Origin of the sequence: Micromonospora sp. NBC_01655 (assembly GCF_026339755.1) — a bacterium.
Lineage (GTDB): Bacteria > Actinomycetota > Actinomycetes > Mycobacteriales > Micromonosporaceae > Micromonospora.
Map to the genome: position 1 here is coordinate 4,809,981 of NZ_JAPEQF010000001.1, position 14,737 is coordinate 4,824,717.

Annotated in this window: 13 protein-coding genes; 9 read left to right on the forward strand and 4 right to left on the reverse strand. The window is 75.5% G+C overall.

The annotated features are described in order from the left end of the window. Positions 1-49: 49 nt before the first annotated feature. Positions 50-592 carry a GNAT family N-acetyltransferase gene (locus OOK41_RS21850; RefSeq protein ID WP_266266521.1) on the reverse strand — a complete coding sequence of 181 codons (543 nt, stop codon included), beginning with the start codon at positions 590-592 and terminating at the stop codon, positions 50-52. 219 nt (positions 593-811) lie between these two features. Here OOK41_RS21850 and OOK41_RS21855 point away from each other — a divergent pair, with 219 nt between their 5' ends. The 6 genes from OOK41_RS21855 to OOK41_RS21880 are packed head-to-tail and all read left to right on the forward strand — an operon-like array spanning position 812 to position 8,953. Continuing rightward, positions 812-2,476 carry a trypsin-like peptidase domain-containing protein gene (locus tag OOK41_RS21855; RefSeq protein WP_266266522.1) on the forward strand — a complete coding sequence of 555 codons (1,665 nt, stop codon included), beginning with the start codon at positions 812-814 and terminating at the stop codon, positions 2,474-2,476. Then, entirely contained in the window at positions 2,476-4,683 is a 2,208-nt protein-coding gene (locus OOK41_RS21860; RefSeq protein WP_266266523.1) for a serine/threonine-protein kinase, read from the forward strand. Before OOK41_RS21855 ends, OOK41_RS21860 begins: the two co-directional genes overlap by 1 nt. A gap of 19 nt (positions 4,684-4,702) precedes the next feature. Continuing rightward, on the forward strand, positions 4,703-6,136 hold the full coding sequence (locus tag OOK41_RS21865; RefSeq protein ID WP_266266524.1) for a VWA domain-containing protein: 1,434 nt from the start codon (positions 4,703-4,705) through the stop codon (positions 6,134-6,136). Then, positions 6,133-7,257: a hypothetical protein gene (locus tag OOK41_RS21870; RefSeq protein ID WP_117667847.1), complete on the forward strand. Its 1,125-nt coding sequence runs from the start codon at positions 6,133-6,135 to the stop codon at positions 7,255-7,257. The genes OOK41_RS21865 and OOK41_RS21870 overlap by 4 nt, the downstream gene beginning before the upstream one ends. After that, on the forward strand, positions 7,254-8,600 hold the full coding sequence (locus OOK41_RS21875) for an ABC transporter substrate-binding protein (RefSeq protein WP_266266525.1): 1,347 nt from the start codon (positions 7,254-7,256) through the stop codon (positions 8,598-8,600). Before OOK41_RS21870 ends, OOK41_RS21875 begins: the two co-directional genes overlap by 4 nt. 29 nt (positions 8,601-8,629) lie before the next feature. Further along, complete coding sequence (locus OOK41_RS21880) at positions 8,630-8,953, forward strand: CU044_2847 family protein (protein ID WP_117667849.1); 324 nt, start codon at positions 8,630-8,632, stop codon at positions 8,951-8,953. 64 nt (positions 8,954-9,017) lie between these two features. Here the strand turns inward: OOK41_RS21880 and OOK41_RS21885 are convergent, their stop codons facing one another. Next, positions 9,018-9,449, reverse strand: coding sequence for an ATP-binding protein (locus OOK41_RS21885; RefSeq protein WP_165878070.1), 432 nt, complete (start codon positions 9,447-9,449; stop codon positions 9,018-9,020). Positions 9,450-9,875: 426 nt separating this feature from the next. Between OOK41_RS21885 and OOK41_RS21890 the strand changes: the two genes are divergently transcribed. Genes OOK41_RS21890 through OOK41_RS21900 form a run of 3 tightly spaced genes read left to right on the forward strand, consistent with a single transcriptional unit; the run spans position 9,876 to position 12,020 of the window. Continuing rightward, positions 9,876-10,979: a hypothetical protein gene (locus OOK41_RS21890; protein ID WP_266266526.1), complete on the forward strand. Its 1,104-nt coding sequence runs from the start codon at positions 9,876-9,878 to the stop codon at positions 10,977-10,979. Then, on the forward strand, positions 10,976-11,848 hold the full coding sequence (locus OOK41_RS21895) for a hypothetical protein (protein ID WP_266266527.1): 873 nt from the start codon (positions 10,976-10,978) through the stop codon (positions 11,846-11,848). The genes OOK41_RS21890 and OOK41_RS21895 overlap by 4 nt, the downstream gene beginning before the upstream one ends. Next, positions 11,799-12,020: a hypothetical protein gene (locus tag OOK41_RS21900; RefSeq protein ID WP_266266528.1), complete on the forward strand. Its 222-nt coding sequence runs from the start codon at positions 11,799-11,801 to the stop codon at positions 12,018-12,020. Before OOK41_RS21895 ends, OOK41_RS21900 begins: the two co-directional genes overlap by 50 nt. Before the next feature lie 13 nt (positions 12,021-12,033). Here the strand turns inward: OOK41_RS21900 and OOK41_RS21905 are convergent, their stop codons facing one another. Together OOK41_RS21905 and OOK41_RS21910 are read right to left on the reverse strand one after the other, a co-directional pair. Next, entirely contained in the window at positions 12,034-13,320 is a 1,287-nt protein-coding gene (locus tag OOK41_RS21905; RefSeq protein WP_323136207.1) for a multidrug effflux MFS transporter, read from the reverse strand. A 291-nt stretch (positions 13,321-13,611) separates the two neighbouring features. Beyond that, positions 13,612-14,613, reverse strand: coding sequence for a LacI family DNA-binding transcriptional regulator (locus OOK41_RS21910; protein WP_266266529.1), 1,002 nt, complete (start codon positions 14,611-14,613; stop codon positions 13,612-13,614). Between the last annotated feature and the right edge of the window lie 124 nt (positions 14,614-14,737).

Here is a 14,737-nt window from a genome sequence, read left to right on the forward strand (position 1 = left end):
AGCGTAGCCGCCCACCCACCCCGGCGGGGGCGACGCCACCGGCCAACCGTCACGGCCCCGGGTCGCGCAGCCCCACGCAGTCCAGCTCCCAGAACGTCGCCGCGTAGACCAACGTCCCGGTCATCCACGGCTCGTACGTGGACAGCGCCGCGACCTGGAACGCCGCGTCGGGGATGCGCAGCGACGGCTTGCGGAACCCCCGGGACGCCCCGGGGACGAACCCGAGGCGCGGGTAGTAGCCCGGGTCGCCCTCCAGGAACACCAGCGGCACGCCCCGCTCGCCGGCGACCGCCAGGGCGCGCCGGACCAGCGCCGCGCCGACGCCCCGCCGCTGCCGCTCGGGGAGCACCCCGAGCGGACTGAGCACCTGCACTCCGACGAGCCGGCGCGGCGCGTCGAGCAGGCTCCGGGACAGCAGCACGTGCCCGGCCACCCCGCCCTCGTCGGCGGCGACCAGCGACAACGCGTCGGGTTCGGCGCGGCGCAGGGCGTCGACCAGGTCGGCGACCACGCCGCCGTGGTCGCCGAAGGCCCGCCGGTGCACCTCCCGTACGGCCTCGTGGTCCTCGGGCCGCTCCGCGCGAATCTCCATGGCCGGGCACGCTAGCCACCCCGGGGCCCGGGCCGCCAGCGGATATCGGGCCCGATTCCCCGAGGTGGTCGCTGCCCCCGGTACCCCGACGGCCCCGGCGGCCGTGGCACTGCGCCACCCACAGTCGGCCACCTGGCCGGGAGCCACGCTCCGCGCCCGAGTCGCATTTCTTACACCGGTCGATGCCGCGCCCCACCGGGTAGGGACTGAGCGAATAGGATGTTCTGGGTGAAGGAGAGTCATGGCCGTCAGCCATGGCCGGTCCGCATCCGTGGCGACAGCGGCCTGATCCTGGGCAGTGGGACGCTCTTGGGCGACCGGCACGTCCTCACCTGCGCCCACGTGATTGACAGCTCGGCCGGCCGGCGGGGGGCGGCGACGGGCGACCCGCCCGCCACCCGGGTCAGGGTCGACCTGGTCCGGCTGCCGCACCTGGCCGCCCGGTCGGCGCGCGTGACGCCCGGCGGGTGGGCTCCGCTCGACAAGGACGGCCACGGCGACGTCGCCCTGCTCGAACTGGCGGATCCGGTCCCCGACCAGCAGGGCGCAGAGTTGCGCCGACTCCCCCTCTGGCAGCAACACGTCTACGCCTTCGGCTTCCCGAGGGAGTTCAGCGACGGCGAGACCGTCCACGCCGTCCTCGACGGGCAGGTCGGGCCGGGCGGGGAGCAGGTGCAGATGACCCCGGCGAACCCCGGGCTGTGGGTGCGGAGCGGCTTCAGCGGGGCGGCGGCCGTCGACGAGCGGACCGGCCACGTGGTCGGCATGGTGGTCTCCTACTACAGCGACCCGGCCGCCGGCCGCTCGTACCTGGTCCCGGTCGAGACGATCCTGCGCCATGTGCCGGCGGTCGCGCGGTGGGTCGTCGGCGGGTCCTCGGTGGACGGGGAGCTCACCTCGCTCGGCGCGGGCCACCGGGACGGCCCGGCCGCGCTGCGGATCGCCCGGCTCTACGCCCGCCGCTCGCCCGAGAACGTCCTGGTGATCGTCACCGGCCGACCCGGGTCCACGGTGTCGGCCGCGCTGCGCCGGGCGGTGGTGCTGTCCAACCGGGAGCTGCGGCCGGCCTCGGCCGGCCCGGCCGAGGCGGACGGCGACCCCACCGTCCCGCCGCTGGGCAGCATCGACCTCTCGCTGGACGCCACCGGCAAGCCGCCCCGGGAGCTGGCCGAGCGGATCCTGGAGTTCGTCGGCGCGGGCGAGCAGGCGACGGGCCCGGTGGGCGACCTGGTCGGCGCCGCGGTGCCGCGATCGGTGCTGATCGACGGCGTGGACGAGTCCAACGACCCCAAGGAGCTCCTCGCCGAGGTGGTCGGGCCGATCGTCGACCGGGCGGCCGAACGCGACCTGCGGGTGCTGCTGGGTTTCCGGGCCCCCGCGATCGACGTCCGGCTCGGGCTGCTCGCCCGGCGGATCAACGGGCTGCGCGCCGCCGAGGAGCTGGCCCGCGCGCAGCACAGCGAGCTGGCGGCGCTGCTGACCGGGCTGCCGACGGTGCCCGCCCGGGCCACCCGGCTGCGGGTCCGGCTCACCGCCCTACGCGCCGCCGCCGGCCAGCCCGACCCGGGTGCGCTGGCCAAACACCTGGCCGCCGTGGAGCGGGCCACCGACCGGGCCCTGCACAAGATGGCGGAACTGCGGCGGCGGCTGACCGAACTGGCGTCCGCGCACCAGCGGCTGCGGGGGCTGCTGGACGCGCAACGGGCCCGCGCGGTGGCCGGCGGGCTCACCGAGCACCCTGGGCTGGGGGCGGCCTACCGGCGGGCCCATGACCTGCTCTGGGCCGGCCCCGGCGAGCTGACCGAGGCCACCGCCGCCGTGCACGGGTACGCCGACCAGGTCCGGCGCGCCCTCGGTGACCGGCAGGAGGGAGAGCCGTCCTGATGCGCTGTCCGCGTACCCCCGGATGCCCCGGCGCCGTCGACACCGACGGCTTCTGCACGGTCTGCGGCCTCGCGCCCGAGCCCGGGCGCCCGGCGACGCCGCCCGCGTTCCCGGACGGTCCGGCGGCCGGGGAGCCGGTCGGGGACAGCTCCTGGACCGTGGCCGGCCTCGTGTCGCTGCCGGTGCTGTCCTTCCCCCGACACGGCCGGGTCTCGCCCCCGCTCAGCGTGCCCGAGGAGAGCCGGTCCTGCACCCGGTGCGGCGGCCGGGTCGGTCGGGGTGGGGCCGACCGGCTCGACCATGGCTACTGCCCCGCCTGCGGGACGCCCTTCGCGTTCGTGTCCGCCCTGCACCCCGGCGACCTGGTGGCCGACCAGTACGAGGTGGTCGGGTACCTGGCCCAGGGCGGCCTCGGGCAGGTCTACCTCGCCGAGGACACCCACCTGGACCGCAACCCGGTCGCCCTGAAGCGGCTGCTCAACAAGACCAGCGCGGGGGCGCTGGCGATCGAGGTCTCCGAACGGCGGTTCCTGACCACGCTGGATCACCCGAACATCGTCCGGATCTTCAACTTCGTCACCGCCGAGGACCGGCTCTTCGGCGGGCAGACCAGCTACATCGTGATGGAGTACCTCGCCGGGATGTCGCTGCACGAGCTGCTCCTGGCCGTCCGCCTGGGCCAGCCGGGCGTCACGCTGTCGCTGGTGGACATCCTCGCGTACGGCCACGAGATCCTCACCGCGCTGGAGTACCTGCACGGCAAGGGCCTGCTCTACACCGACCTGCACCCGGGCAACGCCATCCGGACCGGGGACCGGATCAAGCTGATCGACCTCGGCGGGGCGCGCCGGGCCGACGACGACACCAGCCCACGGATCCGCACCCCCCACCCGTACCGGGTCAGCGACGAGGAGATGGCGACGCACGGGTTCACCGCGCGGTCGGACCTGTACGCGGTCGGGGTCCTGCTGGAGGAGCTGAGCAAGCCCCTCGCCCGACCGCTCGCCCCCGACCCGGTCGGGGAGGAGTCCTTCCGCCGACTGGTCGGCCGGGCCAAGGCGGGATGGCGGCGGCGCTTCGCGTCCGCCACGGAGATGTCCGAACAGCTCAGGGGGGTGCTGCGCGAGCTGCTGCGGGACCTGCCGGCGGACCGGGCGCAGGAGCCGTCGGCCGTGTTCGCGCCGACCGCCGCGCTGCTCGACGCGGGGCTCGGCGCGGTGCCGCCGCTGGCCGCCTGGATCGAACCGGCCACCGATGAGCTGCCGCACCACGGCCGCCCGGGCCCGGCCGCCGTGGCCGTCGGCCTGCCGGTGCCCCGGCCGGCGGCCGGCGACCCGGCCACGCCGGCTCTGGCCCTGATCGGCACCCTGGACCCGCGCGGCCTGCTGGCCCGGCTCGCGGCCGTCGAGGCGGAGTCGGTCGAGCTGCACCTGGCCCGTTGCCGGGCCCACCTGGAGCTGGCCGAGCCGGGCCCGGCCGGGCAGGCGCTGGCCGCCGCCCGCGCCCTGCTCGGCGAGGACGCGGTGGCCGACTGGCGGTTGACCTGGCACGAGGGGCTGCTGGCGCTGACCCGGTCCGACGTGGCCGGGGCCACCAGGTGGTTCGACGAGGCGTACCGCGAACTGCCGGGCGAGGTGACGCCGAAGCTGGCGCTCGGCTACTGCCACGAGCAGCAGGGTGAGGCGGAGCCGGCGGGTAGGTACTACCACGCGGTGTGGCGCCGGGACCAGTCGGCGGCCAGCGCCGCGTTCGGGCTGGCCCGGCTCCGGCTGGCCGAGGGCGACCGGGCAGCGGCGGTGCGCTGTCTCGACGAGGTCCCCCGCGTCTCGCGGCACTACGATGCCGCCCGGATCGCCGCCGTCCGGGTGCTCGGGACGTGGCTCGGCACCGACCCGCCCGAGGCGGCCGAGGTCAACGAGGCGGTCCGCCGCCTCGACGAGCTGCGGCTGGACGCGGGCGCCCGGCACGGGGAGTCCCGGGACCGGATGACCGCGGCGATCCGGCAGGCGGCCCTGGACCTGCTGCTGGCCGACGGCGCCGACGGGCTGGCCGGCGGCGGGACGCTCGGCGGCGAGGTGTCGGAGCGCTCGGTACGGACGCTGCTCGAAAGTTCCCTGCGCGCCCTGGCCCGGCAGGCACGCACGCCCAACGACCACGGCGTCCTCGTCGACCGGGCGAACGCGGTCCGGCCGCTGACCGGACTCTGACCCGCGGAGGAGCGAAACAGTGCGCAGCAGGCTCGACTTCGACCTGACGATCGGCCACGACAAGTTCCTCTCCACCAGGGACCGCGACCTGCACGCGATCCTCACCGTCACCGCCCGGGCCGGACAGGCCCGCGCCGGGGCGGACCCGGACGGGCCGCGACACGCCGAGGTGATCGTCATCGACTGCTCCGAGTCGATGACGTATCCCCCAACCAAGATCGCCGCTGCCCGGCGGGCCACCGCCGCCGCCGTCGCCGTGCTGCCGGACGGGGTCCGGTTCGCCGTGGTCGAGGGGACCCACGAGGCCCGGGTGGTCTACCCCCGGCACCGTGGCCTGGCCAGTTCCTCTCCCGCGACCCGCCGCGAGGCGCGGCAGGCGGTGAGCAAGCTGGTCGCGATCGGCGGCACGGCGATCGGCACCTGGCTGGAGCTGGCCCGGGAGCTGCTGGCCGCGCACCCCGAGGCGATCCGGCACACGCTGCTGCTCACCGACGGTCGCAACCAGCACGAGACGCCGCAGCGGCTGGCGGAGGTGCTGGCCGGCTGCGCGGGGCAGTTCGTCTGCGACGCCCGGGGCATCGGCGACGGCTGGGAGCCCCGCGAGCTGATGCGCGTCGCCGGGGCGCTGCACGGCACCGCCGACGCGGTACGCCAGCCCGCCGAACTGGAGTCCGACTTCCGGGAAACCATGCGGGCGGCGATGGCCAAGCAGGTGGCCCAAGCCCGGCTGCGGATCGCCCTGGTGCCGCCGGCCCGGGTGCTGTACTGCCGGCAGGTGTACCCCACGGTGACGGACCTGCCGGTGGCCCCGGTCGACGCCCGGACCGTCGAGTGCCCGACCGGGTCCTGGGCCGAGGAGAGCCGGGAGTACCACCTCTGCCTGGAGGTGGACGGGACGAACCGGCCGAGGGGCGAGGACGTCCGGGTCGCCCGGATCGACCTGCGGGTGGGCGACACTCCGGCCGCCCGGCCGGAGAACGTCCTGGCGCACTGGACCGACGACCTGCTGCTGTCCAGCCGGATCGATCCCCGGGTCGCCCACTACACCGGGCAGGAGCAGCTCAGCCAGCTCATCGCCGACGGGTGCGACGCGTACGACACGGGCGACCGGGAGGCCGCCGTCGGCCTGCTCGCCCGCGCGGTCGAGGTGGCCACCGCCGCCGGGGACGCCCTGCACCTGGAGCAGTTGCGGCTGCTCGTCGACGGCGTCGACACCGGCACGGTACGCCTGCGCGAGGACCTCGCCCGGCTCGACGTGATCAACGCGGCGCTCCGGTCGTCGTTCACGGTGCACGACGGCGAGCCCGGATCGGTGCCGCCGCCCACGCCCGCCCCCGACGACCCGCCCCGGCTCTGTCCCTGCGGCCACCGGTCGCCGCCCGGGGCCCGGTTCTGCGAGCGCTGCGGCGAGCGGTTGCCGACCGGCGACGAGGCCGGGCCGGTGCCGGCGTGAGCCCGGACCGGCCGACCAGCACCACCCGGCGGACGCTGCTGGGGTTCCTCGCCGCGCTGCTCGTGGGCATCGTGGCCACGCTGGGCGGCTGCCTCGCGGTCTTCGTCGGGGTGCACCGGAGCACCGCTGCCGCCCACGACCGGTCCGTGCCGGCGGTGCTGGCCGTGTACGACGCCCAACTCGCCCTCCGGCAGGCGCACGGCGCGGCCCTGGCCGGCTTCTCCGGCGGCACCCGACTGCTCGCCGACCCCGGCGAGGACTACCGGAACCAGATCGCCCGCGCCGGCCAGCAGCTCGCCCAGGCCGCCGAGGACAACGCCGCCGGGGAGGACGGCAGCCGGGACATCCAGGTGGTCGAGGCGTCGGTGGTGACGTACACCGGCCTGGTCGAGCGGGCCCACGCGTACTTCGCGCAGGACGGCGGCAACGCGCGGGGCACCGCCACGCTGTGGGACGCGTCGATCCTGCTGGAGGAGATCCTGCGCCGCCTCGACCGGCTCGGGGCCAAGCAGATCGACGCGCTGGACGGCCAGGCCGACGGCCTGTGGACCAGCGGGGCGATGACGCTCCTCTGGCTCGTGCCGGTGCTGGCCCTGCTCGCGCTGCTGGTCGCCGCGCAGCGGTTCCTGCGCCGCCGGTTCCGGCGCCGGCTGAACGTGCCGCTGCTGCTGGCGACGCTCGCGGTGGTGGTGATGGGCGCGACGGCGGCGATGAGCCTGTGGTCGGGCCACCAGCTCGCCGACGCCCGGGCCGAGACGGGCCAGGCCGCCCACGACCGCGAGGCGCAGCTCGCGACGCTGTCCGCCCGCGACAGCGACCGCCTGTCCGCCCTGCTGACGGCCGCCTGCGGATCGCCGGGCTGCCCGGAGACGATCGCGCGGGTCAGGCAGGACGCGAGCCCGGCGCCCGCACCGTCGGCGGGCAGCGCGGCGACGACGCCCGCACCGCAGGTCACCGAGGCCGGTGCCCGGCACGGCGAGGACGCCGCCCGATCCGCCGAGCGCGCCGCCGACAGCCGGGCCGGCGAGGTCGTCCTGCTCGCCGCGGCCCTGTTCGCCCTGGCGATGGTTGCCCTCGGACTCCTGCCCCGCCTAGAGGAATACAGGTTTCGACAGCGATGAGACGCGTAGCCCTCGCCCTGCTCCCGGTCCTGCTGGCCGCCGGCGGCCTCGTCGCCTGCACGCAGGCCCGCACCCTGAACGTCGTCGCGTCCTGGACCACGGGCGACGACGACGAGTCCGACGTGGACAGCGGCGACGCCGAGCGGAGAAGCGGCAGCGAGGCCGGGCCCTTCCTGGCGGTGCTGAAGGCCTTCACCAAGAAGACCGGCATCAAGGTCATCTACCAGGGCACCCGGGACGTCAGCCAGGTGCTCCGGTCCGGGGTCGACCGGGGCCGGCCGCCGGACGTGGCCGTGCTGCCCCGGCTCAACGACCTTCAGACGTACGTCCAGAGCGGCGACCTGCGCGCGCTCGACGACGTCCTCGACCCGCAGGAGCGGGCGGACCTCGCGCCGCAGTTGCTCCCCCTCCAGGGCCCGCGCGACGAGCGCCCCCGGGTCTACGGCCTGTCCGTCGGCGCCCACGCCAAGAGCCTGGTCTGGTACGTCCCGGGGGTACCCGGCGGCCCCACCGCGCAGAACCCCCCGGCCACCTGGGCGGAGCTGGTCGGGCTCACCCGGGACATCCAGGCCGGCGGGGGCGTGCCGTGGTGCCTCGGGATGGGCGCGCAGCCGGTGTCCGGGTGGCCCGGCACCGACTGGATCGAGGACATCCTGCTGCACCAGTCCGGGCCCGCCTTCTACGAGAGCTGGGCGGCGGGTCAGGAGGCGTGGACGTCCGCGCGGGTACGGGCCGCCTGGAAGGCGTGGGGCGAGCTGGTGGCGGCCGGCCGGCGCACCGACAACGCCCTGCTGACCACCTTCGACGCGGCCGGGCTGGGCATGTTCACCGCGCCGCCGAGGTGCCACCTGGACCACCAGGCGTCGTTCATCGTCCGGTCCTACCAGTCGCAGGACCCACCCCGCGGGTTCGACTTCTTCCCGTTCCCGTCGGCCGGCCCGGCGGCGGCCGACCCGGTTCGGGAGATCGCCGAGGACGTGATGGGCATGTTCCGGGACACGCCCGAGGCCCGGGAGCTGATCCGCTACCTGGCCGGCGACCCGGCCCGCGCGGTGTGGCAGGAGGCGAGCGGCCACCTGGCGTTCACCCTGAACGCGGGCACCGACCCGACCGCGTACCCGGACGGCCTGCCGCGCCGGATCGCGCGGACCCTGACCACCGGCACCCGCTGCCGCGACGCCTCGGACATGATGCCGGCGACGATGACCGCGGCGTTCCAGTCGGCGGCGCTGCAATTCCTGGACGACCCCGCGCTGCTCGACAGGCTGTTGACCGAACTCGATACCGTTCGGGGCCGGACGCCGAAGGACCAGTGGATGAGGCTGTCCTGCCTCAGCGCCTGACGGCAGTCGATCGAGAAAGGACGTGGCCGATGACCGAGGTGGTCGAGTTCGCCCTGGACGGCGGCGGCAGCGTGCTCGTCGCGGTGGACGACACCCCGGGGATCGCTCCTGCCTCCGCCGCCGAGGACGTGCTGCGCAAGGCCGGGGTGAGCTTCAACCGGGCGATCGGTCAGGCGCGCGACGCCGCATCCGCCGCGTTGACCGAGTTCCGCTCCATGGCCGACCGGCCGGACGAGGTGGAGATCAGCTTCGGGGTCCAGCTCAGCGCCGAGGCGGGCGCGCTGATCGCCCGTACGGGGGTGCAGGGCCAGCTCCAGGTGACCGTGCGCTGGCACCGGTCCCCCGCCGCCTGACCGGCGCCCTTCCACGTCGGGGTGCCTCGGACGGTTCGTCCGCTCGCCGGCGGAGCGCCCGGTCCTAGCTCCCGTCGGGGGCCGGGACGTGCACCTCGCACCAGACGATCTTGCCCCGGGGATCCGGGTGGCAGCCCCACGCGGCGGCGAGGGTGTCGATCAGCCACATGCCCCGCCCGCCGAGCGCCTCGAAGTCCGGGCGGGCGAGCACCGGCAACTCCGGGTTCGAGTCGGTGACCTCCACCCGGACCTGGCCGGCGCGCAGGCCCACCCGCAGCCCGAGCGGGGGCGCTGCGTATCGCACGGCGTTGGTGATGATCTCGCTGGTCAGCAGCACGGCGGTGTCGGCGACCTGGTCCGGCACCCGCCACCGGTGCAGGTGCTCGGCGACGAAGCGGCGACCCTCGGCGCTCGCGGTGCCGGCGTTGGGCAGGACGGGCAGGGTCGCCAGGTACGGCCAGTGGTGGGAGGAGGAAAGCGCGGAATCCGGCGGCAACAGGCGCTCCAGAGGCGATGGCTGGCGGCGCGCGGGGTCCTCGTCGGTGCCCATCGGATCGCCGCCGACCGGCGGCTGACGTCTCCCAGTGTGGCACGCCGGGTACGGCAGGGCAGCGGCGCAGCCACCGTCGCGGCGTCCTCGCGGTGACCCGCCGCCCTGCGGAGCTTCGACGTCGGCGGTCCCGCCCGGCCGGGGTGGCCGCCGGGGCGCGCCGCCAAGGCCCGCGCCCGCCGCCAAGGCCCGCGCCTGCCGCCCGTCCGAACCGTCGACCTCAGTCGGCCGGCGCCGGGCGGCGGCACCACGACGAAGACCCGCAGAGGTGGTTCGGCGGTTCGGCGGCCCCGGCCGCGATCGGGCCGAACCAGTTGCCGCGTTCAATACAATGCGGAACGTCGACCGACCCGCTGCCCCGAGGTGATCCACGTGCCGCCGTCCTCAGCCAGGAAGCCGGAGCGCCGGCGCGGGTCGCAGCCGCCCCGGGCCGACGGCCGGAACTCGCCACCCGACGCGGGGTCGCCGCACCGCGCCGGCCAGCACGCCGACCAGGCCGGACCCCGGGCCGACCAGGCCGGGGCCGGACAGCCGGCCCCCCGGGAGAAACGATCAGGCCGGGAGGAACGGTCGGCCACCGCGGACGGGCAGCCGCCCCGCTCGGACGGGCAGCCGGACGTCCCGCCGGCCCGCCTCTCGCGGCGCGGGGTGTTGTGGGCGGCCGGAGGCGCGCTGGTGAGCGCGGTCGTCGGCGCGGTGGTCGCCGAGGCTGCCAACCGGCTCACCTCGTCCGAGCAGGCGGTGCGCGACGACGTCGCGGTCGAGGAGGCCAAGCGGGCGACGGCCCAGCGGAAGCCGCCCCTGTCCGTCAACGCCTACTACTACGACCGGTCCGACGACGCCGTGGCCTACCTGTTCGCCCAGCCGTTGACCGCCGAGCAGCGGGAGCGCCTGCGCACCCGGCCGGAGGAGTTGCTCGCCCCGGCGGCCCTGGCCTCCGCCAGCGGGGTCAGAACGGTGGTGGGGGTTGCCAAGCAGCACCCGTACCGGTCGTTCACCCGGGTCCGGCTGTCGGTGGTCGGCCAGTGGACCGGTCCCGTCTTCGTCACCCGGATCCGGGCCCGGGTGCGGCAACGCTCGTCGCCGCTGTCCGGCGCGTTCCTGTTCCAGGGGAGCGAGGGTGGCGGGGAGCCGCTGCCGATCGGGTTCGACCTGGACGCGACCGACGCCGTCGCGCGGGTCCTCGAACCCGACGGGCGGCTCGGTGCGGCGTACCTGGACCGGCACTCGCTGAGCCTGGCGCCGGGCGAGCCGCTCTCCGTGGACGTGCAGGCCCAGACCGACCGGTCGTACTGCGAGTGGGTCATCGAGGTGGAACTCGACCTCGGTGGCGAGCAGCGGGTGCTCACCGTCGACGACGACGGCCGGCCCTTCCGGAGCAGCAGCCTGGCCCCCCGCTACCAGGACCGGCACCACGCCCGGCTCACCGGCGGCTGGAGCGCCGACGGCGCCGGCCCGCCGGTGTGGCGCAAGTGAATGCCGGCCGGAACCGGCTGGTCCGGCTCGTCGCCGTCGGGGTGCTGCCCGCGATGCTGGCCTTCGTCGTCGTCCACGCCCTGCGGGCGGGTGACGGCGAGGATCACCGGGGACGGTCGAGCGGCGGCGGGGACGTCGACGCGACCGGGCCGGCCGAGGCGCTCGACCTGACCGCCACGCTCGTCGGCACCCGCTACCAGCGCGAGCCGACGTTCCAGGTACGGCAGGAGCGGGCCGCGGTGAGCCCGCCGCCGGAGGTGCGGGACTGCCGCCAGTTCGCGGCGTGGGCGCAGCGGGAGGGCGGCGTCCCGGCCGGCCCGGATCCCGTCCACATCCTGTCGTTGCACGCCCGGCGCAGCGTGGACGTGCAGTTCATCGGCGTCGTCGCGGTGCCGGTCGCGCAGCCCTCCCTCGACACGCAGGGGCCGTGGGTCGAGCTGGCCTGCCGCGACGCCGCCCCGGCCGCCACCGGCCCCCCAGCCGCCACCAGTTCCCCGGCCGCCACCAGTTCCCCGGCCGACGACGGTCCCGCGTACGTCGGCGCCCAGCGGCACGTCCTCACCGCCGGGCAGGCCGTGGAACTGCCGGTCGACCTGGACCCGCCGTCCGGTCCCGACCGGGCGTTCCCGCCCGGGATCGCCGACTACTACCTCCAGGTGCGGATGGAGGTCGACGGGGTGGAACAGACCCGGGAGTTGCGCAACGGCACCGGGTACTTCCGGTGCTGCGGACGCACCACCTTCATGGGCTTCCAGGCCGCCCGGTACGAGTGGACCCTCTCCCCGGCGCGCGTCCTGCGGTACTGCGCCGAACTGCGGTATGTCGACCGGCCGCCACCACGGACCTGCGCGCCGCGCGAGCCGGCCTGAGCACGCCGTTTCCGGGCGCGCCGGTCCCACCGACGGCGGCCAGCCGAAGGAGTACGTCGAGCTGGCCGTCGTCCGCTGCCCCGGTGCCGACACCGGGCTGACCGGGCACCGGCTGACCGGGACGTGGGACGGCCGGCCCGCGCTGCCGCTGGCGTACGCCGCGCTGCGCTGAGCGCCCCGGCGGCTCAGTGCGCCGCCACGACCACCGCGTCCGCTTCGAGCTCGGCGAGCCGGGCCGGCCGCACCACCAGCAACAGGACCGTCGTCGCCGCCACCATGCCACCGGCGACGACCAGGGCCATCGCCACCGCGCCGGTGCCCAGCACGCCCACCAGGGGCGCGGCCAGCGCGCCGACGCCGAACTGCACCGCGCCGAGCAGCGCCGAGGCGGTGCCGGCCGCCTCGCCGTGCCGGGACAGGGCCAGGGCCGGCGCGTTCGGCATCGCCAGGCCCGCCGCCGCCAGCACCACCCACAGCGACGCCAGCAGGCTCGGCAGCCCGCCGAGCCCGGTCGCGGCGAAGGCGAGCAGCGCCATCCCGGCCACGGTCCCGACGGCCAGGGCGGCCACGAGAATCCGCTGCGGCGAGTAGCGGCGCAGCAGTCGTACGTTGCCCTGGGTCGCCGCGATCAGGCCGACCGCTCCCGCGCCGAAGGCCAGCCCGAACTGCTGCTCGTCCAGCCCGTACTGCTCCTGTAGGACGAACGACGACCCGGCCACGTACGCGAACAGCGCCGCCATGGCCAGCCCGGCGACCAGGACCAGACCCACGAACGTACGGTCCCGCAGCAGCGAGGCGTACACCCGGGCCGTCCCGAGCACCCCGCCGCGCCGGCGCCGTTCGGCCGGCAGCGTCTCGCGCAGGCCGATCGCGGCGACGACGACGAGCAGCACGCCGAAGGCGGCCAGGGCGACGAACACGCCACGCCAGTCCGTCCAGCGCAGCAGCCCGCTGCCGAGGGTCGGCGCGAGGATCGGCGCCGCCCCCATGACCAGCAGCAGCCGGGACAGCAGCCGGGCGAACTCCGTGCCGTCGAACAGGTCGCGGACCACGGCCATCGCGACCACGGACGCGGCGGCGACGCCGAGGCCCTGCACCACCCGCAGCGCGCCGAGGACCGCGATGTTCGGCGCGACGACGCAGAGCAGCGAGGCCACGACGTGCAGCGCGATGCCGGCGATCAGGGGCGTACGCCGCCCGACGGCGTCGGACAGCGGGCCGATCACCAGTTGGCCGAGGGCGAGGCCCGCCAGCGTGCCGGTGAGGGTCAGCTGGACCGCCGCCGACGTGGTGCCGAAGTCGGTGACGATCGAGGGCAGGGCGGGCAGGTACATGTCGATGGTCAGCGGGCCCACCGCGATCAGCGAGCCGAGGACGAGGACGAGGCGCAGGCGCTGCCGGCGGCTCATCAGGTCCCCCGGCGTGCCCGGCGTGCGCGGCGCCGCCGAGGCGTCGACACCGGTGGCGGTCACCGGGACGGCTCCGACCGGTGGGCGCAGCGCCGGGCGGGGAACGGTTCAGCAGTCACACCTGGCTGCAAACCCGGATCCGCTGATCTGATTCCCCGTCGTAGCAGAGGTGACAGACGTCACCGCCCCCCCGGGGGACGCACATCGCCCCCCGGCCGCGCACTTTCTGGGAAAGCGTGGTCTCCGGCCGTCGAGAGGCCACTCTTTCCCAGAACTTGCGCGGGGGTGCCGGGCGGGGTCGGGCGGGGCGGTCGGGGACGGGGGCGGCAAGGCCCCGGCCCGCTGCTCAGCGGGTCAGCGCCGGGCCGCGGGACCGGTCGAGCCGCGGACCACCAACTCCGGCTCGAAGAGCAACTCGTCGCGCAGCACACCGGCACCGTCGATCTGGGTGACCAGCAGGTTCACCGCGGCCTGGCCCATCGTCTCGATCGGCTGCCGCACGGTGGTCAGCGGCGGGTCGGTACAGGTCATGAACGCGGAGTCGTCGAAGCCGACCACCGACACGTCGTCGGGCACCGAGAGCCCGAGCCGGCGCACCGCCCGGATCGTGCCCAACGCCACCACGTCGCTGGCGCAGATCACCCCCGTGACACCCCGGTCGACCAACTTGGCGGCGGCGACCCGGGCGCCCTCCATGGAGAAGCTGGACCGCTCCACGTACTCGTCCGGGTCCGCCCAGCCGGCGATCCGGGCCAACGCGGCCAGCTTGCGCCGCGACGGCACATGGTCCTCGGGACCCAGCACCATGCCGATCCGCTCGTGGCCGAGCGACCGCAGGTGCCCGTACGCCTGCTCCACCGCCACCGCGTCGTCGGTGGAGACGCGGGGAAAGTCCAGCGCGTCGACGCCGGCGTTCACCAGCACCACCGGGAGCCCCCGGTCGGTCAGCCGCCGATAGTGGTCGTGCGACGCGCCGGCCAGCGCGTACGACCCGCCGGCGAAGATGATGCCGGACACCTGGTGGTCGAGCAGCATCTCGACGTAGTCCGACTCGGACACGCCGCCGATGGTGCGGGCGCAGAGCGCCGGGGTGTACCCGCGCTGGGCCAGCGTCCCGGTGACCACCTCGGCGAGCGCCGGGAAGATCGGGTTCTGCAACTCGGGCAACACCAACCCGACCAGCCGGGCCCGCTCCCCCCGCAGCTTGGTGGGCCGTTCGTAGCCCAGCACGTCGAGCGCGGTGAGCACGGCGGTACGGGTGGACTCGGAGACGCCGCCGCGACCGTTGAGCACCCGACTTACCGTTGCCTCGCTGACGCCCGCCTTCCGGGCCACCTCGGTCAGTCGCTTCGCCACGCCGCAATGCTACGTCACGCGGCTGCAAGAACTAAACAGTGATGTGACGTCAAGAGTCATCGAGTTGACGTGATACGACTACGGTGCCACCCGCCGTCGGTGCGACCCAACAGCCCGCGGCTGA